This window comes from Reichenbachiella sp. MALMAid0571 (assembly GCF_040151475.1).
In the GTDB taxonomy this organism is placed as follows: Bacteria; Bacteroidota; Bacteroidia; order Cytophagales; family Cyclobacteriaceae; genus CAXBNB01.
Map to the genome: position 1 here is coordinate 1 of NZ_JBDKWG010000116.1, position 20750 is coordinate 20750.

A 20750-nucleotide genomic window follows, 5' to 3' on the forward strand; every position below is an offset into this window, starting at 1 on the left:
TCAACTATTATGGCCTGGAGCAGAAGTAGATGGAGAGGGCAATCCGATTGCATGGCCGGGATGGGATTTTGTGGATGGAGTCTGGATTCAGATTAATGATGGTTTACGTCCGGAAATGGAACTGGTGATCTCAGTGAATCCTGAAACGTCAGTGATAGTTTCTTATCCACCAGCCACACCAACATGTTCGGCTAATCCAAACAACCCTCCAATTGCGGTGGATGATGAAGAAACGACCGATTCAATAACGCCTGTTGATGGAAATGTATTGGATAATGACACTGATCCTGATGGACATAACCTTACGGTAAATCCTTCACCTGTATCAGGTCCACTTAATGGTACTTTGGTATTGAACTCGGATGGCACATTTACTTACACACCAGATTCTCAATTCGAAGGAGTTGATACCTTTGAATATGAAGTGTGCGATGATGGAGTGCCGTCAAAATGTACAACGGCCATTGTATCAATTACAGTAGAGAAACCTCCATTGGATATACCTCAGATTTTTGGAGGATCTAACAATCCAACATGGTATATAGAGGGTATTGAAGAATATCCAGACAACCATGTACAAGTATTCAACCGTTGGGGTAATTTGGTGTTCGAGCTTAGGGGCTATGACAACAATTCAAGAAACTGGGCTAGTGAATCTACAGTGGGAGTAATTATTGGTTCTAATCAGGTGCCTGATGGTACATATTTCTTTGTGATTGACCTAGGTGATGGATCGAAACCTAAGAGTGGGTTCGTTGTAGTGAATAGATAAATTCTTTAGATATGAAGAAAATAAAAATATTATTATTATCGGTGGGGATTGCTTTTGCAGTGTGTAGTACCGTTATGGGTCAGCAGCAAGTGATGTTTACTCAATATATGTTTAATGGGCTTGCACTCAACCCTGCTTATGCAGGTCATGATGGAGCCTTAAGTATTACTGCACTTACAAGACATCAGTGGCTTGGTATTGATGGAGCCCCTAATACGCAAACATTATCTGTCCATACGCCAATTAGAAAGAATAAGATTGCTGTAGGTGCACTGGTATATCGAGATCAAATTGGGTTAACCACAGAAACAGGACTCACCGCATCCTATGCCTATAGAATCCAATTTGGCAAGGGTAATCTTTCCATGGGAATGCAATTTGGGTTTAGTGACTATAAAAACAATCAGGCTAATGCTTATCAGGGAAGTAATGTGATTCAAGATCCTTATGCTAATGCTCAGGCAGTGAAACCTAATATTGGAGCTGGGTTTTTCTATAGTACGGATAGATTCTATTTAGGTCTTTCGTCACCGTTTTTACTGAACAATAAAATCGAAACGGCAGATGATCCGGTAGAGCAAATTCGACACATTTTTGCTACTTCAGGATTTGTAGTTGATCTAAATCGATATTTGAAATTGAAACCAAGTGTCTTACTTAAAATGGTACAAGGAGCACCATTAGAAATGGATTTTAGTGCTATGCTTCTGATTGAAGATCGTATTTGGGTAGGGCTGTCATATAGGTCATTTGATTCTGTTGATTTTCTTCTAGAATTACAGCTTAATTCTAAATTTAGCTTAGGCTATGCCTATGATTATTCAGTTACAGACTTGAATCAAGTAAACTCCGGTAGTCATGAAATAATGCTTAATTATATATTGTCATTCTCAAGATCCAGAGTAATTACGCCTAGATATTTTTAATCTTTTTGAAAAGTAATACTTATAGTATTCGACTCAATTTTTAATGTATATGAAGAAATTATATATCCTAGCCAGTTTACTAATGGTTTTGTACCTGCCTGCCATTTCTCAGGATACTAAGGAAAAAGCTGAAAAGGAAAAAAATACCATTATTTCAGGTGATGAGCGAAGGGGAGATAAGCACTACTACAATTTTGCTTATAGTTCCGCCCTTGATTACTATATGGATGCCTACCAAAAAGATTCTACCAACCAAATCATAAAATTGAAAATAGCAGAATGTTATAAAATGCTAAACAATTATTTGGAAGCAGATGATTGGTATCATAAGGGTCTAACTGAGCATGGTACTGATGTGGATCCAAAATACAAGCTGCATTTTGCCCAAGCATTGAGTACGGAACAAAAGTATGATGAGGCAAAAGAATGGTTTGAAGAATATCAAAAGGATGTAGGTAGTGATTCCAGGGCTGGAAAGAAACTGGATGGCCTCAATGATATGGGACAGTTCTTTAAAGATTCTGTTTATTATCAAATAAAACCGTTAAGTGTTAATTCTGTAGGATTGGACTTTAGCCCGATGTGGTATGATGATGGTTTGTTGTTTGTAAGCAGTAGAACAAATAAACCATTTTCAAAGACTGTGTTCAATTGGGATCAGAGTAGTTATTTAGATTTGTATTATGGAAAATTAAAGCCTGATGGCGATTTGGAAACTCCAAAGATTTTCCACAAAAAAGTAAATACAAAATATCATGAGGGACCATTAACGTTTTATAACGACCAGAATAATGTTGTTTTTACCCGAAATAATTATTTTAAAGGAAAGGCACGAAAGAGTGAAGATGGTATTACGAAATTGAAGCTTTATTTTGCTGACCGAAAGAAGAATGATAAGGGTGATGAAGATGACTGGGTAAACATCAGACCATTTGAGTACAACAATGATGAATATTCTATTGGTCACCCTTCAATTACCAATGATGGAAAGAGAATGTTCTTTGCCTCTGATATGCCAGGTGGATATGGAGGTACAGATATTTATGTTTCTTATTATACCAATGGCTCTTGGGGGACACCTCAAAACCTCGGTTCAGAACTTAATACTGAAGGCCAAGAGATGTTTCCTTATTTGAATGGAGACTACCTGTATTTTTCATCTGATGGACACGGAGGCCTAGGTGGTCTGGATTTATACAGAGCCACATTGGTACGTGATGATGTAGTAGAACTTAAAAACCTTGGTTATCCGATGAGTTCTAGTTTTGATGATTTTAGTCTGATAATTACTGAAGATGATCATTATGGTTATTTTTCCACCAATAGAGATGATACTGTGTATGACAACATATACTACTTCGTATATGACAAAGAAGGGGATATATTTGTTCGTGGTACGGTAATAGATAACTACGACAATACAACTGTAGCAGAATCCCGGGTCAAATTGATGGACAATGAAGGAAAGGTGCTGAAGGATACTTTGAGTGATAGTGAAGGTAACTTCGAATTCCGGTTGAACTACAAGAGGCATTATAAACTTATTGCGGAGAAGTTGGGGTATGTGCCCGTAAATACCGATAGCGTATATACAGACAAAGCAAATGACGTAATTGAAGATAGAATATTAAAGATCGAACAGCCACGTTTTATTGTTTCTATCAAGGCAATAGATAAAGTGACAGGAGAGCCAATAAAAGATGCTACCATTCATTGTGTAGATATTAAAGATGGGGAATTGGTAGATTTGAATCAAAGAGAGTCTCTCCATCATGAATTTATGACTACTCCGGGAAACAACTATCGAATGGCCGGATTTAAAGTTGGTTATTTTTCTAATACTGTTGAAGGAAAGATTGGGTATGATCATAAATATGATACTGTATTTTATGAGATTCCTTTGGAGAAAATAGAACTGGGAAAAGCCATAGAATTGGAAAATATCTATTATGATCTTGACAAGTCTTTTATCAGAGCTGATGCGGCTCTGGAATTAGATAAACTTGTAACCATACTCAAGGAAAACCCCACAATTAAAATAGAACTAGGTTCACACACAGATTCCAGAGGTAGTGACAGTTATAATATGGCTCTGTCACAACGACGAGCCACCGCAGCAGTGGAGTATATTGTAAAAAAGGGAGGTATTAGCAACAGCCGTATTGTCGCTAAGGGATATGGAGAAACCAAATTGGTAAATGGTTGTAGCAATGGAGTAGAATGTAGCAAAGAAGACCACCAGCGCAACAGAAGGACTGAGTTTAAAGTAACCTCCTACTAACAGATTGTATTTCATAATGCTTTGAAGGTTTATTAATAGTTTGTGGTTTATTAACAAGGCAAACGCATTTAAAAACAAAACCTCCTTACCGCACCAGTTGCGGTATCTTTTGGAGTCACAGCTAACCTTAAGAGCCCTGATCAAGCCCAGGGGGATAGTAAGAATTTTTAAATGTGTATGCCTTGAGTTTATTGACAGATTGATTTTTCAATCGGCCAACATGGATTAACTTGACAGTTGGTTAGTTTAATCTTCTGCATGATAACAGCGTATTCTCTATTTGTCATTATTTTTAACCTGGTAGTTTACGCAGTACTTGGGATTTTGTACAAATTCAACTTTAAGATTTTCAAAGCGGATGGTTCAGAATTACCAACAGTTTCTATATTAATTGCCGTCCGGGATGAGGAACAACATATTGAAAACCTGTTGAATGATCTGAGAAATCAGAATTACCCCAAACATAAATTACAAATTCTGATTGGAAACGATGGTTCAAAAGATCGAACCAGAGAATTGCTGTTTAAACATTCGGACAACCAGATTCATGTCATAGACATTGAAGATCAGGTAGGGCATTTGAAAGGCAAGATGAATGTCCTGGCGCAACTTAGCGAACTAGCAACAGGAGATTACTTACTTTTTACCGATGCTGATGTCAGACTAAATGAGAATTGGGTAAAGGGAATGATACTATCCCGAAGACCAGAGGCAGCTATGAACTGTGGTTTTACCGGAATAGAGACAGAAAGTATTTTTCAAAGTTTGCAGCATGTGGATATGGTTTTTGGTCAGGGAATGCTCAAAGTATTAAATGACTTGGGAATGAACAACGCCGTAATAGGAAATAATTTGTTGGTATCAAGAGATGCATACAGCAAGGTAGGTGGTTATAAGAGTTTGCCATTCAGTGTAGTAGAAGATGTTGCATTGATGCAGTCTTTTTTGAAAAAAGGATATGGAGTACATCTCAATTATACTCCTGATACTTATTTAACTACAATAGGGGAATCAAGTTGGTCTAAATTGATGATTCAAAGGAAAAGGTGGATGGCTGCATTTGCTACTGTTCCCTATTGGTTAATAATTGTCTTGATAATTAAGGTTTCTTTTCTTCCGGCACTTTTATACTTATTGCAATTCAGCCCTTGGTTTGGTTTGTTTTTCGTATTGAAAGTTGGTTTGGCTTTGGTTTTTTACAATAAAATAGCTAAAACAGTGAAAATCAATATACCTGTTATTCACGTAGTTCTTTATGAGTTTTTCGAGCCAATTACCTACTTTTCCACTTTGATTTACTATATCCTTCCTGCCAAAGTAAAATGGAAGGGTCGAGAATACTAGCTTTATGACATTAGTTGATACCCATGCACATCTGTATAGTGAAAAATTCAATGACGACCTCAATGATGTAATCAAACGATCACAAGATGCAGGTGTGGAACGAATATATATGCCCAACATTGACAGTAAATCCATAGACTCAATGCTGGAATTGGAACATCTGTTTCCGGACTATTGTATTCCTACTATGGGTTTACATCCCTGTCATGTCGATAAAGATTTTGAAAAGGAACTTTACCTTGTAGAAGATTGGTTGTCAAAGCGGTCATTTGTTGCAGTGGGTGAAATGGGAACTGATTTATATTGGGACAAAACCAATTTTGAATTACAAAAGAAGGCTTTCATCATTCAGTGTGACTTGGCTGTGAAATATAATATTCCAATCATCATACATTGCAGGGAGTCTGTTGCTGAAACGATTCAGTTGGTTGCCGGTTTTAACAATGCAAAATTGAAAGGTATATTTCATTGTTTCAATGGAGATGTAAAACAAGCCGATGAGGTGATCGATTTGGGTTTTGTAGTAGGAATAGGAGGTGTGTCAACTTTTAAAAATGGAGGACTGGATGATCTGATTATAGGTACAGACCTTAAAAGCATTGTATTAGAAACAGACAGCCCATATTTGGCACCTGTGCCTTACAGGGGCAAAAGGAATGAGCCGTCCTATGTGAAGGAAGTAGCGAAAAAAGTTGCTGATTTAAAGAATCTGGACTTGGAGCAAGTGGGGAGGATTACAACTGAGAATGCCTACAGGGTTTATAGCAATGTATAATATTGAATATCAAATATCTGCTTTTGAAATTTAAAATAATAAATATTACAGACAACCCTGATGGTAATCAATCAATCCTGATAATATACACAGGAGGCACTTTTGGCATGGTTTACGACGAATCAGGGGCTCTGATTCCTTTTAATTTCAGTTCAGTATTGGAAAGGATACCTGAATTAAAGAGCCTTGGTTTGAATTTAACAGTAATTTCTTTTCCTGAACCGGTCGATTCTTCGAATGTTGGCTCTGGTCATTGGGCAGATATGGCTTATATCATTCACAGCAACTACAATCAATATGATGGGTTTGTGATTTTACATGGAACAGATACAATGGCTTATAGTGCTTCTGCACTTAGTTTTATGCTTGAAAACCTGAATAAACCAGTAATTTTCACAGGAGCACAAATACCTATAGGAGCCACACGTTCTGACGCTCGGGAAAATTTGATCACGGCTCTTGAAATGGCAAGCAAAACTGAAAATGGTAAGCCTGTGATTAATGAGGTTTGTTTGTATTTTAATTTTGTGCTATTGAGAGGAAACCGATCTCAAAAAATAAGAAGTAGTACTTTTGGTGCATTTGAATCTGAAAATTATCCTCATTTGGCCGAATCAGGAGTTGAAATTGAATACTTCCAGGATAGACTCAATGAACATCAATCCAATCAGACTTTGACTTATAAAAATAAATTCGATCCCAATGTAGTAGTTTTGAAGATTTTTCCAAATATGACACCAAGTTTGGTGAAAGGTATTTTGAATATTCAAGGATTGAGAGGGGTAGTTTTAGAGTCTTTTGGTTCTGGCAATACTATGAATTTTGAATGGTTCATCAAGTTGCTAAGAGAAGCGATAGAAAAAGGAATAATCATACTGAATGTATCACAATGTATAGGCGGAAGCGTATTGCAGGGTAAGTATGAAACAAGTAGAAAATTATTAGAAATTGGAGTCCTTAGTGGGGGTGATATTACTACAGAAGCAGCATTGACAAAAATGATGTTTCTTTTGGGTAATGAGAAATCTCATGAAGTATTAAGAAGTATGCTAACAAAACCATTAAGAGGTGAAATGACAATATAATTTCTACTTCGGAAATAGTAGGTAAAATTTGCATATAGAGATTTTTATTAATTTATTTGTCGCTAGTTGTGAAACTAATATTGGAGAGGTGGCCGAGTGGTTGAAGGTGCTCGCCTGGAAAGTGAGTGTGTCCGAAAGGGTACCGGGGGTTCGAATCCCTTCCTCTCCGCTGTAGAATTACGATGAAAACCTTATTTGAATTACTTTATAACCATTAATTTAAGATTTATTAAAAATTAGACTATGAAAAAATTAGTAACATTAATGATGCTGACTGGGGTATTTATGCTTGTTCACCTAAAGTCGATCGCCCAAGATGATACAACGGCGCAAACAGATTCTACAGAAGTAGTGACTGAAGAAGTGGTAGAAGAAGAAGTAGCTGCTCCTGTACCAGCGACCATACAAGATGACGAGCCGGAAGCTGAATTATCGTTTCATCAAATAGTAAAAGAACAATTTATTGCTGGTGGATGGGAATTTATGGGTATCGTTCTTTTGTGTTTGATACTGGGTCTGGCTGTGGCGATCGAGAGAATCATTACATTGAACCTTGCTACTACAAATACTAAAAAATTATTGGAAAAAGTAGAAGGAGCACTTGCACAAGGTGGTGTTGATGCGGCCAAAGAAGTATGTAGAAATACTCAGGGGCCTGTAGCTTCTATTTTTGTACAGGGTCTTATGAGAATGTCAGAAGGTGTTGATATGGTTGAAAAATCTATTATCGCTTACGGTTCTGTTGAAATGGGCAAATTGGAAAAAGGAATGATCTGGATTTCATTGTTTATCTCTATGGCTCCTATGTTGGGTTTCATGGGTACTGTAATAGGTATGATCGGTGCATTTGATGCGATTGCAGAAGCTGGTGATGTATCTCCTGCTCTTGTTGCTGGTGGTATCAAAATAGCACTTTTAACAACAGTTGGTGGTCTTATCGTTGCTGTAATACTTCAATTGTTCTATAATTACCTTGTTTCAAAAATTGATTCCCTTGTGAACTCAATGGAAGATGCTTCTATATCACTTGTTGATATATTGGTGAAGCATTCTGCGAAATAAGTTAATTAACCTAAAAAGAATAAAACATGGATTCAATTGATATAATATTATATATATCGTATGCCTTGACTATCTTGGCTGCAATTGCTGCAATTGTGTTTCCTATAATCAATTCTGTGAGTGACCCTAAGTCTTTGATTAAATCGGGATTGGGTTTGGTAGCGTTGGTTGTAGTATTTGGTATTTCCTGGGCTTTGGCTGGAAGTGAATTTACTGAATACCAGGCATCTGAATTTGAAATGAATGCATCATTATCAAAGTTTGTTGGTGGTACACTTATTATGATGTACATATTGACGGGAATAGCTATTGTTGGTATCGTATATACTGAATTTTCTAAAATGATAAAATAATATGGCTAGAAGTAAATTAGGCGCATCATCCGAGGTGAATGCTGGCTCTATGGCCGATATTGCTTTTCTTTTATTGATTTTCTTTCTGGTTACCACAACCATAGCAAACGATAAAGGAATTCTTATGCAGTTACCTCCAAAGCCGGATCCAAACGAACCGCCACCGGAAGTCAATAAAAATGACAGGAATATCTTTAAAATTTTAGCCAACTCAAAGGACATGCTTCTTGTAGAAGATGAGCCATTGACTGACGTTAGTGAATTGAAAGGTATGATTAAATCATTTGTTTTAAATTTTGGCAAACCATCTGCTGAGTATGTGACAATGTACAATAATTTGCCACCTACTTTGCGAAGTTATGTCAATGCCAATGGGAAAAGGCCTGACTCATCGGATGATCCGGGGGAAGCAGTGGTATCATTCAAGGCAGACAGAGGTACTACTTATGAATTGTATGTCAGGGTATTGGATGAAATCAATGCGGCATACAATGAATTATATGGACAAAGGGTTGGTCTCACAGGAGAGGAGTTTCTACAGTTGGACAGAAGAAATCCTGAAGAAAAAGCTTTATACACTAAGGCCCGAGAAGGAATTCCAAGAGCGATTTCTATTGCAGAACCAAATAAAATAGGAGGGTAATATGGCAAAGTTTAAAAAGAGTTCAAGTACATCGCAGGATATACCTACCGCAGCATTGCCGGATATTATTTTTATGTTATTGTTTTTCTTTATGGTAACAACTGTATTGAGAGAGACTACAATAATGGTGGAGCAAAAACTTCCCAAATCTACCCAATTAAATAAATTGGAAAGGAAATCTTTAGTAAGTTATGTGTATATTGGTAAGCCTAAACAGCCCAATTTATATGGTACTGAACCAAAGATTCAGGTCAACGATGTGTTTATTGAGACAAAAGACATAGTAAGATTTGTGAACGTAGAGAAGGATAAGTTGAGTGAAGTTGAACGTGATCAGATTACAATGTCTATGAAAGTTGATATTGAAGCGAAGATGGGTATTGTGTCCGACGTTCAGGAAGAATTTAGAGAAGCAAACGCAAGAAAGGTGTTATATAGTTCACTTAAACGAACAGACTGATACCATTTCAAACAGATATTTAAAGAGGGTCTTTCCTATTTGGATAGACCCTTTTTTTATCCCTTTAGCATGAGCTTAGTTGAGATCACTTTCTTGACTACTTTTAAAGTAGCAGGAAAATACCCTATCTTCGCAGGCTGCAAATTTGATTAACCCTATAAATGACATAATTCTACTCAGAGATTACCCAAAAATGAGAATGATTTATTGTTAATTACTTATAGATTAAAATGATTATAGGTTTATTAAAATGTACTGAGGAAAGTCTTGTTGGGCTTATACCAAATGTAGTTTCAAAACTAAAAAAAGAAGGACATGATATCGTGTTTGAGCCTGGTGCAGGAAGTAGCTCTGATTACACTGATCAAGAGTACTTAAGTGCAGGAGCTACATCTCTTGAACGTAGGGAAATACTGATTAAAGCTGATGTTCTGATAACAGTATCGGGATTGAAGGCAGATGATCTGTCTGTAATAAATGATACTTCTTATGTTATAGGTAAGTTTAATTCGAATGTTGAATTGGTTGAGAAAATCAAAAGCAATGGAATTAAAGCATTTAGCCTGGACTTGTTGCCCAGAAGTACAATTGCACAGTCAATGGACGTACTTTCCTCATTGGCTTCTTTATCTGGTTACAAGTCGATCATAACGGCAGCCGATAATTTTTCAGGTTATTTTCCTATGATGACTACTTCTGCCGGAACTATTCCACCTGCAAAGGTGCTCGTTTTAGGTGCAGGTGTTGCCGGACTCCAGGCAATTGCTACAGCCAGGAGACTGGGGGCAGTGGTTGAAGCATTTGATGTCCGGTCTTCAGTAAAAGAAGAAGTACAAAGTTTAGGAGCAAAATTTATAGAAGTAGAAGGGAGTCAGGAAGATGTAAGTGCTGGTGGATACGCAGTAAAGCAATCCGAAGAATACATCCAAAAGCAAAAGGAATTAATTCATGTTTCTGCTGCAAAAGCAGATGTTATTGTGACTACAGCCGCCATTCCCGGAAGAAAAGCCCCGTTGCTTATAGAGGATAGAACTGTCACCTCCATGAAAAAAGGAAGTGTAATTGTGGATTTGGCGGCAGCTACAGGTGGCAATTGTGCGCTTACTCAAAATGATAAAATTGTAGAAGTAGAAGGAGTTACCATAATAGGAGACTCAAGGCTTTATAATAAAATGGGTAAACAAGCCAGTTTGGTTTACAGCAACAATGTTTTTAGCTTCTTAAAATTTGTATTTAAAGAAGGATTAGAAAATATTCCGTATGGCCATGAGATTGTTTCTAAAACCTTATTGACCACAACTAAAACAGAAGCTGTTTCAGCTTAATCACTTTATCATATTTTTATGTTAGAAATTTTAGCTTATCTAAAGGCTAATGTATTAGCCATTAACCTTATTGTAATTACTATTTACCTGGGGTTCGAAATTATTTCCAAAGTACCTGCTGTACTTCACACTCCATTGATGTCGGGTTCTAATGCCATTAGTGGTATCGTGATCATAGGTGCTATTATCCTCATGAGACAATCTGAAAGTAATGATTATTTATCGCTGACGGTGGGTTTTGTAGGAATAGTACTGGGAACTATTAATGTTGTGGGAGGACATGCAGTGACCAATCGTATGTTGGAAATGTTCAGAAAAAAATAAGAATGGAAAATATAGACTTATTGTATATTGTTTCGACAGTATTATTAATTATTGGATTGAGAAAACTAAGTAGCCCTGCTACAGCAAGGAAGGGTAACATACTGGCCGCTTATGGCATGGCTTTGGCAATAGTAGTTACCATTCTCAGTCCCATAGAAGGAGATCATGGCAATTATCTGTTGATCATAGCAGCCATAGTGTTGGGTTCTGTTATTGGTTTGATTTTTTCAAAGAAAGTAGAGATGACCGCCATGCCGGAGTTGGTGTCACTTTTCAATGGATTTGGTGGTGCATGTGCTGTGTGTATTTCTATTATAGAGGTTTACAAATTCAATGCATCTACCAGCATTGGAATAGCTGCTACTACATACCTTGCCCTTTTTGTTGGAGGAATTGCTTTTACGGGAAGCTTGGTAGCTTATGGTAAGTTGACAGGAAAAGTGAAGGATTGGAGAGGGGCATTTGCATCCTATTTCAATCTTATATGGTTGATAGTATGTGTTGGACTTATTGTATATCAAATCATTTTCCCTGCACAAAATGAATGGCTTCCTTTGGTAGTGCTTGCCATTTCATTGGTTTATGGGTTGACCTTCGTTTTGCCAATTGGTGGAGCGGATATGCCCGTTGTGATCTCATTGCTCAATGCATTTACCGGAATTGCCGCTGCTTTGGCAGGAATGGTTTACGACAATATGGTGATGTTACTTGGTGGAATACTTGTTGGGTCTTCAGGTACAATACTTACAGTATTGATGTGTGAGGCAATGAATAGGTCATTGTTTAGTGTCATTATTGGAGGGTTTGGGAGTACTGCAACGAGCGCAGTTGCTGATGAAGAAGGAGTAGTGAAAGAAGCTTCATTGGTAGATACGGCAATAATGATGAGGTATGCACAAAATGTGATGGTTATTCCCGGTTATGGAATGGCGGTGGCACAAGCACAAAAGATTTGTAAAGATTTGGATAAATCATTGTCCGAACGAGGTGTGAATGTGCATTATGCCATTCATCCTGTGGCAGGTAGAATGCCTGGCCACATGAATGTATTGTTGGCAGAAGCAGATGTGCCATACAATAAACTCATTGACCTGGATGATGCCAATGAAATGTTTAAAGATTCGGATGTCAGTCTTGTGGTAGGTGCTAATGATGTGGTAAACCCTGCTGCTATGGATGATCCGTCCAGCCCCATATATGGTATGCCCGTTTTGGAAATATTACATTCTAAAAATGTGATTGTACTCAAGAGAAGTATGAACAAAGGGTATTCCGGTATTGAAAATCCACTGTTTTTCCATGATAAGACCAAGATGTTGTTTGGAGATGCCAAGAGTTCTTTAGAACTGTTAAATACTGAAATAAAGGGAATGGATTGATGCAATGTTTAGTTTAGCAGAACACATACTGATACTTTAGAATTAACAACAGTACCCAATGCCTGAAATTAACTACTCTCAAACTTCATTTTCTTATAAAGGGAAAATTGTACTTTCAGACATTTCTTTTTCAATAAAAGACAAACAGCACTGTGGTATAGTAGGAGCTATAGGAAGTGGTAAAACCATGTTGCTGAAGAGTTTGACGGGTATTCTTCCACTTAGGGAAGGAGCAAGGACATTCAGGGTAGATGGTGTTGAGGTTTCACCATATGAGTTTTCATGCCTGGTGGAGTCGGTAGAATCTTCTGACAGCAATAAGTTTTTTAAGCCTGCCAGTCATTTTTACCAGCAGCGCTATCAATCATTGGAAGACGATGAATCTAGAAGTTTATTGGTTAAAGAGTATCTGGAGCTTCTCAGAATTGATCTTTCTGATACTAATGTATCGGGTATTATTGCAAAAGGCAGGATAACAGAATTATTGGATCGGAAGCTGATTCACCTGTCTAGCGGTCAAAGGAAAAGACTTCAGTTGACCATTGCAATTACTAAGAAACCCAGAATATTGCTGTTGGATTGGCCTTATACCGGTTTGGACTCATCTACCAGAGCATATTTGAATGATTGGCTTCAAGAAGTCACCGATCAATACGGGATTCAACTGATCATAGTTGCTAATAGAAAAGACTTGCCGGATTTTATAGATACCGTTGTAGAGCTTGAAAACAGGCCTAAAACAGCTTCGTCAGATTCAAATCTAGCCTTAGATCAGTTGATTGAAAGCTGGAAGAGAAGTGCATCTCAATTACGTTTTGATTCGATGATTTGTATGAAGGAGGTATTGTTGGGATATGGAGATGTACAGATCTTGAAAGGGGTGAACTGGGAGGTGAAGCAAGGAGAACTAATAGGGTTGCAAGGCGAAAATGGTTCAGGAAAATCATCACTTTTGAGTTTGGTTTACGGAGATAATCCATTGGCTTATAATAAGGAAATTTACCTTTTCGATAGAAAACGGGGTACGGGGGAGAGTATCTGGGACATAAAAAAGAACATAGGATTTATTTCTTCGGAATTCCACCTTTATATGAGTGATAACATCACTTGTGAGAAACTTGTTGCTACAGGATATTTTGATCAATTATTCATTCCCAGAAAATTAACTGAACTGGAGCAGGTGACTATAGATTTATTTTTTGATTATTATGGGGTTCAAGACCTGAAAAAGAAGTTTTTCGATCAAATTTCTATAGGAGAACAACGGTTGGTATTATTGATCAGGGCTTTTATAAAGAACCCATTGTTACTTTTATTGGATGAACCTTTCCATGGTTTTGATGAAAATACTATAGCAAAATCAAATTTGTTGATCGAAAAAATGGTTGAGTATTCAGGCACTACTTTGGTTTTTATCAGCCATGATAAACAAGTAATGCCTGACATTATTAATAAATACTATCTGCTACAAGAAGGTACTATACATCAAATAAATTAGTGCTTCTAAAAAACATCCGGATAGTTATATAACAAACATAAATTTTGTATATCAAGGCATTGTGTTATATTTTTATACACAGTGTGGTAATTGAAACCCACGGTAATTTATTATACCGTGGTTTCGGGTTATTGTAGTTCATTCTATACCCACTACCACGTAGTACAATACCTTCATTGGGGTATTGCACCAACATAAGACTAAATCTAAATTTGAACATGTATTAACCTCTATTATCAATCAATATTATATTTTAACATTTATACTCATGAAAACCTCTTACTTAAAACTTTCATTATTGCTCTTGACTATTGTCATAATGTCAAGCATGGCGCAGGCGCAGGATGCCCTTTGGCAACTGGACTTTGACAAAGAAATAGTATTTAATCAAAATACTGATGCCGGAATTCTATTAGTTGGCACAAGCGATTGGAGCCTTCATGGTGTTGATAGTCGCGACGGAAACAAACTATGGACCAGTGAGATTATGGATGGAGCAAAGCAGGTGCGAGGTGCCGATGGAAAGAAAATTGACGCAGCAACAGCTTTTAAAGACTTTGTAAGTGTATTGGAGGATCCTGATTTTCCAGAGATTTCCGACTTTATAGAGATTAAATATAAAGATGCAACAGGCATGTATAAAAATTATGCTGTTATCAATTTACGAACTGGTGCTGAAGTAATGAGCCCGGAAAAGGCCGAAATGCCGATTACGAAATTTCTGGGAAAAGAGATGATTACATTCAACTACAACGGTACGGGTTATATACCACAGCTTAGGATGATCATCATTTCAGCTTCATGGCAGGATTTTGCCCAAAAGGGAGCACCGTGGATGAATATTACTAAAATGGTAGAATTGCCTAGTGCTAAGGTGATTTGGACTAACAATGAAGTGGCTGTGGATGGTTATCCTTATGTGATGGAAAACGGTGATATTGTGCTGCCTGGTAAGTTTAATATCGCCAGAATGGAATCTAAAACAGGAAAGGTGAAATGGTACAATGCACCTTCTGAAAAAAATCAGACTTATGAAAGCTTCGATTTAAGCCTTGATTTGACTACTGGATATTTCTTTGAGAAAAAGAAAAATAACGGAGCACTTTTGGCTGTCGATATGGCTTCCGGTAAGAAAATTTGGGAGCAAGAAATGAAATTGAAAGAAGTGCCAGCTATGTCAGCAATGGGGTATGGAGTAGTTGTGATAGATGATAAAAACTTTACGTTGTATGATCTTGCTTCAGGAGCAGAAAAATGGGTAGCTAAGAAAATTGATGGTTACGTAATTGACCTGGGTGACAATGGAATTGCGGCTACTTCTAAAGGAAAAAGATTGGTACTGTTGGATAAAGAGACCGGAAATGTAGTTTGGGATGAGAAAATTCAGGGAATACAGATTGATCAGATTGCAGCAAAAGGTATCATGTATTCTGATGTAAAAGGAAGGTTGGGTTTTATTCAGTATGATGGTCAAAAGATTTGGGATAAAAAAGGAATGCTTGAAGTACCAACATTGAGATACAAGCCTGAATTCACCAAAGAGATTATGTACATAGATGGCGATTTGTACGAAGTAGATTTAATGACTGGAGATTATTCAGTATTGAAAGCCAAGCTGGACAAAGAATTTGACAAAGAAGATACTCCTAATAATATAGAATTAGTAGAAGGAGGATACTTGATCTCCAGCGATCAGGCACTTTTGATGCTTGAAAAAGATGGTTCAATCAGATTTAAAAAATATTGGGAAGCACCGGGCCTAAGTATGGCTGCAAAAATTGCCTTGAGAGTAGGACAGGCGGCAGCCATTGCTATGGCAGCAAGCGCAGCAGTAGAGTCTAGCCGTCACAAAACCGCATATGGTGGAGATACCTACTACAGCAAAATGTACGCACAGCAGGCTGATGACTGGGCAGCTATAGCAGGTATGGCTGGTGCTGCAACTAAGCAAAAATTTAGTGCTACAGTTTCTAAAGGTAATATTCGAATGATCCTTACCAGAGTAGGAGAAGGAGGCCAGGGAAAAAGTTCTGGATTGATGAAAGTGGATAAGAGAACCGGAGAAGAAATGGGCTCATTGCTACTTGGTGATAAAAAACCAATATACGACTATGACCCTGTTTCTGGGCAGGTATTTTTCAAAGCTGACAACAAACAAATAATAAGTTATAGTTTTTAAGAAAGAATTCATAGCTAACCTATAGTCCATAGTTGATTTAAAAAAGTCTTAATTGGACGATCGACTATGGATTGGTTTTTTATTTAAACAATACAAATATGCTTCGTCAATTGTTGTTAACTCTTCTTTTCAGTTCTGTAATTTTTATTTCCACTGCTCAGGATGTGGAGCTTGTGGTACGCCAGGGGCATAAATCAGCCATTAATATGGTTGCATACTCTCCAACAGGTAAACATATTTATTCTGCGAGCGAGGATAAGAGTATAAAGATGTGGGATGTAGCTACGGGCATAGATGTAAATACATTCAATGCCCATGAAGCTGGTGTCAATTGTATTTATTTATCAAAAGATGGTAAGACATTATTATCTGGTGATAAAAATGGTAAAATGATTTTGTGGAATGCTTTGACGGGCGAAATACTGTTGACCATAGACGGTCATGAAGGAGGAGTAAATACAGCTAAGCTTTCCGCCGACGGGCAAATGATAGTGTCAGGAGGTGAGGATGAATTGCTCAAACTTTGGACTGCTAAAGGTGATACCATTAAGACAATCAGGGGATTTTCTGCGCCTATTAAAAATCTGGCTATTTCCCCTGATGGAGATCGTATAGTTACCGGAGGAGGTAAAAACAATTCACCGGAAGTAAAATTAATTGATCCTGACAAGGGTGTTATTTTGGCTGATGCTCTCGACAGCTACAAAGGATCAGGTGCTGCGCTAGCTTACACCAAGGTTATCATGACTGGATTTGCTGTTATTGGAAATGTAGCCAATGGCAGGATTGGTAAGGATATGACTACTATATTCATAATGAGTTACTCTAATATTGAATTTACTGACGATGGTAAGAAAGTTCTGTTTTCGCAAAATATTTACATACCATTTATCGCTTCAAAAGGTGAAGAAGAAGATACTGGCAATGCAAGTGCCATGATTGCAGCACTTACAGAAGATAGAAATGCATTTGCACCATTGAATAGACCGAACCAATGGCAATTGGCTAATTCTCGAGGTGTGGCAGTTTATAATCAGGATCAAACAAAAATTATTGTAAATGAAACCAGATCCATTAAAGTATATGATGTAGAAAATGCTGAATTTCCAGAGCCGGGAAACAAAGAAGCTACTAAATATGTTCCTCCTGTGGTGAAGGAAATTAAAAACATTACAAAAAATACCAACTGGTTGTCACTGTCTCCTGACTATCGTACTGTAGTAACATCCGATGTTGAGCGTAAAATGAAACTATTTGACTTTGAGTCAGGTAGAAAGATCAGAGATTTAGAAGGCTATGTACAGCCAGCCTTGGCTGTGGATGTATTGCCCGATGGCAGACATATTTTAGTAGGTTCGGCGGATAAGAATATGACTATGTGGGACATTACTTCCGGACAAATGGTAAGGTCGTTTGAGCGTACGCCAAATGTAAATTCCATAGACATTTCTAAAAATGGTAAATCTATAGCAACTACTGAGGAAAATTCTTTGTATTTAAAGGTTTGGAACATCACATCGGGTAGAGTGACGAAAACTCTGATGGAGAAAAAAGACAATATGGATTGGATCAAATTTGATCCAGATGATGATGATAAAGTATGGGCTCACACCACGTCAGGTGATACTAAAGAATGGTCATTAAGCAGCAGGAAAGACAAGAAAATGAAGGAAGAATATACTTCATTGGAAGATAAATTCAAAAGAGGTGATTTATCAGTGTCATTTGATGGTTATGACTTGTCAGTGAAAAAAGGAGGCTCGGAACTTTTTACAGATACCCAAAAGGGTGTGATTACAGATGCAGTTTTCAGCATTGATTCTAAATTTTTAATCACTACCAATGAAGGAGGTGAGATAGCCATGTACGACCTGAATACCAGAAAGCGAGCGATTACTATGGCTTTAATAGACGAAGCAGACAATATCGCCTTTACTCCTGATTTTTACTATACCTCGTCTAAAGGTGCGGCAAAGGCTATTGCTTTTAAAACTGGTAATAAGGTATTGCCGGTAGAGCAATTGGAATTGAAATATAACAGGCCCGATATTGTGGCAAACAGGATAGGCTATGCACCACAAAAGTTGGTTGCTTCTTACAAAGCAGCGTATGAAAGAAGGTTAAAAAGGCTCGGTTTCAAGGAATCAGACCTGGGTAATAATTTTGACCTGCCAACTGTAACAGTTGATGCAGGCAAACTTCCTCTGGAAACTGATCAGCGATCTATTTCATTCAGCATAAAAGCTCAGGACAAAGATTCAAACATAGACAGGTTGAATGTATATGTAAACGATGTGCCTGTTTTCAGTTCATCCGGGATAGATGTTTCGGCTCAGTCTTCCAAAGTAGTTTCTAAGGATGTCACTTTCGATTTATCAGCCGGATTGAACGAAATAAAAGTAACAGCACTAAACGCCAAAGGACAGGAATCCATACCGGAATTTTTTGAAATCCAATATAGTGCCGAGTGGGACAAACCCGATTTGTATCTGGTGGGAGTAGGGGTTTCCGAATACCAGCAGTCGAATTACAACCTGGCTTTTGCAGCCAAAGATGCTAATGATATAGCCAATACACTGAAAAAATCCAGTGCTTACGGTAATGTAAATGTAAAGATGGTTACAAATGCTAATGCCACTGATTCTAACATTAAAGCCATCCGATCATTTGTAGAAAAAGCCAAAGTTGACGATGTGGTAATGATTTTTATAGCTGGCCATGGAGTTTTGGACAATGATTACAACTATTATTTTGCAACACACAATATTGACTTTAGCAATCCTGCAAACGGAGGCCTTCCTTACGGGGAGCTTGAGAAGATCATCGATGGAATCAATTGCAGAAACAAGGTATTGATGATGGATACCTGTCACTCAGGAGAACTTGATGACGATGATGTGGAAGAAGCTACAGCACAGACAAAAGCAGTCGGCTCTGTTGCTTTCAGATCTGCAGGTGCATTGGTCAAGTTAAAAGAAAATAGTTTTGGACTGGAAAATACATTGGAGTTGTCCAAAGCACTTTTCGGAGATATGAAAAAAGGGACTGGTGCTACTGTGATATCCGCCGCTGGTGGCACAGAGTTTGCCGCCGAAGGAGTCAACTCTGCCAATGGATTGTTCACGGCTAGTTTTATAGAAGGGATAAAAACCAGATATGCGGATTGGAATCGGGATGCGAGCTACACAGTATCGGAAATGAGAAACTTTGTGAGTGAGCAGGTAATAAAAAAGAGCAATGGCAATCAGGTGCCTACCTCCAGAGAAGAAAATGTAAAAAATGATTTCAGACTATATTGACAATTAACTTTAACCATTAACCATTCAACTTTATAACTTGTTACTTTCTGATTTTATACTTAAAAAAGGCATCATGAGAACTACATTGACCATATTACTCGTGTTTTTTGGACTTTCAGTAAAAGCCCAGACCTATACCATTATCCATTCGATCGGTAAGATATACGATACCAAAAGTGAGAAGTATTTAACCAAAGGAATGCGTATAGATGAATCAGCTAAACTTAAATTTGAATCTTCGGATGCTAAGGCAGCAGTTTTAAGTTCCAGTAGAGGTCGTTTCGTCATTCAGGAGCAGGAGAATGTTGCTGGCAAAAGTGAAATTGCTTATGCCCTTTCTTCAGTACTGTCTCCGGCCAGAGGCAGATTGAGTACCCGATCCGGAGGCATCAACAACAAACTCGATTTTGAGAAAAGGTTTGGTGAAGGCCCAGTCGCCATACTGGGCAATACCTACAAAGTGGCTGTTTCTTCTACCGCTTATCCCATGAGCGACAACAGGTTTTTCTATGCCAGCTATGCTTATAAAGGAGAGGTAATCAATAAAAAATTGTCTAATGAAGGAGATTCACTTGTTTTTGAGGCTTCAGATTTTTATTCAGTGGACGATAAGTCAATTGATCCTGCGGAAGTATCGGATGTTAAATTGTTTTATTTCAATGCTACAAGCGAACAATCAGAACTGATTACAAGCCTTGAGCTGGTTGTTATCAACAAAGACGACATAAAATACCTGATGGAAAATATAGGTGGTGGGACTACCTCAGAGAAGGAAAAGAATGTGGCGGAAATTATTGCCATGCTTTATGGAAAATGTTCCGAGAGCGACGTAAGACGAGCTTTAGCGAAAAGTGCGCAATGATAAGCCTGTTTCTGGAATTAGAATGTCAGAATTTTGATTGGTATTTATTCTAAATTGAGTGCTGGCAGGTCAGTAGATTTTAGTTCTATTACCTCCTCTTTGTCACCTCGACGAAGGAGAGGTCTTTCTTACTGATTTACAAATGACAAAAAGATTTATGCTGGTTTTTGCGCAAGGCCCTAT

17 protein-coding genes and 1 tRNA gene are annotated in these 20750 nt (G+C 37.7%); all 18 read left to right on the plus strand.

The window, feature by feature from the left end:
* Positions 1–772, plus strand: a 772-nt coding sequence (locus tag AAOP42_RS07655) for a cadherin-like domain-containing protein (RefSeq protein ID WP_349527895.1), incomplete at its 5' end; no start/stop codon positions are given.
* A gap of 11 nt (positions 773–783) precedes the next feature.
* Positions 784–1698, plus strand: coding sequence for a PorP/SprF family type IX secretion system membrane protein (locus AAOP42_RS07660; protein ID WP_349527896.1), 915 nt, complete (start codon positions 784–786; stop codon positions 1696–1698).
* A gap of 49 nt (positions 1699–1747) precedes the next feature.
* Positions 1748–3979: an OmpA family protein gene (locus AAOP42_RS07665; RefSeq protein ID WP_349527897.1), complete on the plus strand. Its 2232-nt coding sequence runs from the start codon at positions 1748–1750 to the stop codon at positions 3977–3979.
* 258 nt (positions 3980–4237) lie between these two features.
* Positions 4238–5323, plus strand: a complete 1086-nt coding sequence (locus AAOP42_RS07670; protein WP_349527898.1) for a glycosyltransferase — start codon at positions 4238–4240, stop codon at positions 5321–5323.
* 4 nt (positions 5324–5327) lie between these two features.
* Entirely contained in the window at positions 5328–6098 is a 771-nt protein-coding gene (locus AAOP42_RS07675) for a TatD family hydrolase (RefSeq protein ID WP_349527899.1), read from the plus strand.
* A gap of 23 nt (positions 6099–6121) precedes the next feature.
* A complete protein-coding gene (locus AAOP42_RS07680; RefSeq protein WP_349527900.1) occupies positions 6122–7183 on the plus strand; it encodes an asparaginase in 1062 nt (353 codons plus the stop codon).
* An 82-nt stretch (positions 7184–7265) separates the two neighbouring features.
* A tRNA-Ser gene (locus AAOP42_RS07685) sits at positions 7266–7352 on the plus strand.
* A 74-nt stretch (positions 7353–7426) separates the two neighbouring features.
* Positions 7427–8245, plus strand: coding sequence for a MotA/TolQ/ExbB proton channel family protein (locus AAOP42_RS07690; protein ID WP_349527901.1), 819 nt, complete (start codon positions 7427–7429; stop codon positions 8243–8245).
* Between the two features lie 26 nt (positions 8246–8271).
* Positions 8272–8598 carry a hypothetical protein gene (locus AAOP42_RS07695; protein WP_349527902.1) on the plus strand — a complete coding sequence of 109 codons (327 nt, stop codon included), beginning with the start codon at positions 8272–8274 and terminating at the stop codon, positions 8596–8598.
* A 1-nt stretch (position 8599) separates the two neighbouring features.
* Entirely contained in the window at positions 8600–9241 is a 642-nt protein-coding gene (locus tag AAOP42_RS07700; protein ID WP_349527903.1) for an ExbD/TolR family protein, read from the plus strand.
* Position 9242: 1 nt separating this feature from the next.
* Positions 9243–9701, plus strand: a complete 459-nt coding sequence (locus tag AAOP42_RS07705) for an ExbD/TolR family protein (protein WP_349527904.1) — start codon at positions 9243–9245, stop codon at positions 9699–9701.
* 230 nt (positions 9702–9931) lie between these two features.
* Positions 9932–11026: an NAD(P) transhydrogenase subunit alpha gene (locus tag AAOP42_RS07710; RefSeq protein WP_349527905.1), complete on the plus strand. Its 1095-nt coding sequence runs from the start codon at positions 9932–9934 to the stop codon at positions 11024–11026.
* Positions 11027–11044: 18 nt separating this feature from the next.
* Positions 11045–11350, plus strand: a complete 306-nt coding sequence (locus AAOP42_RS07715; protein WP_349527906.1) for an NAD(P) transhydrogenase subunit alpha part 2 — start codon at positions 11045–11047, stop codon at positions 11348–11350.
* Between the two features lie 2 nt (positions 11351–11352).
* Positions 11353–12729 carry an NAD(P)(+) transhydrogenase (Re/Si-specific) subunit beta gene (locus AAOP42_RS07720; protein ID WP_349527907.1) on the plus strand — a complete coding sequence of 459 codons (1377 nt, stop codon included), beginning with the start codon at positions 11353–11355 and terminating at the stop codon, positions 12727–12729.
* 58 nt (positions 12730–12787) lie between these two features.
* Positions 12788–14227: an ATP-binding cassette domain-containing protein gene (locus AAOP42_RS07725; protein ID WP_349527908.1), complete on the plus strand. Its 1440-nt coding sequence runs from the start codon at positions 12788–12790 to the stop codon at positions 14225–14227.
* 268 nt (positions 14228–14495) lie between these two features.
* On the plus strand, positions 14496–16406 hold the full coding sequence (locus tag AAOP42_RS07730) for an outer membrane protein assembly factor BamB family protein (RefSeq protein ID WP_349527909.1): 1911 nt from the start codon (positions 14496–14498) through the stop codon (positions 16404–16406).
* Positions 16407–16504: 98 nt separating this feature from the next.
* Entirely contained in the window at positions 16505–19705 is a 3201-nt protein-coding gene (locus tag AAOP42_RS07735) for a caspase family protein (RefSeq protein ID WP_349527910.1), read from the plus strand.
* Between the two features lie 73 nt (positions 19706–19778).
* Positions 19779–20567 carry a hypothetical protein gene (locus AAOP42_RS07740; protein WP_349527911.1) on the plus strand — a complete coding sequence of 263 codons (789 nt, stop codon included), beginning with the start codon at positions 19779–19781 and terminating at the stop codon, positions 20565–20567.
* Positions 20568–20750 lie beyond the last annotated feature (183 nt).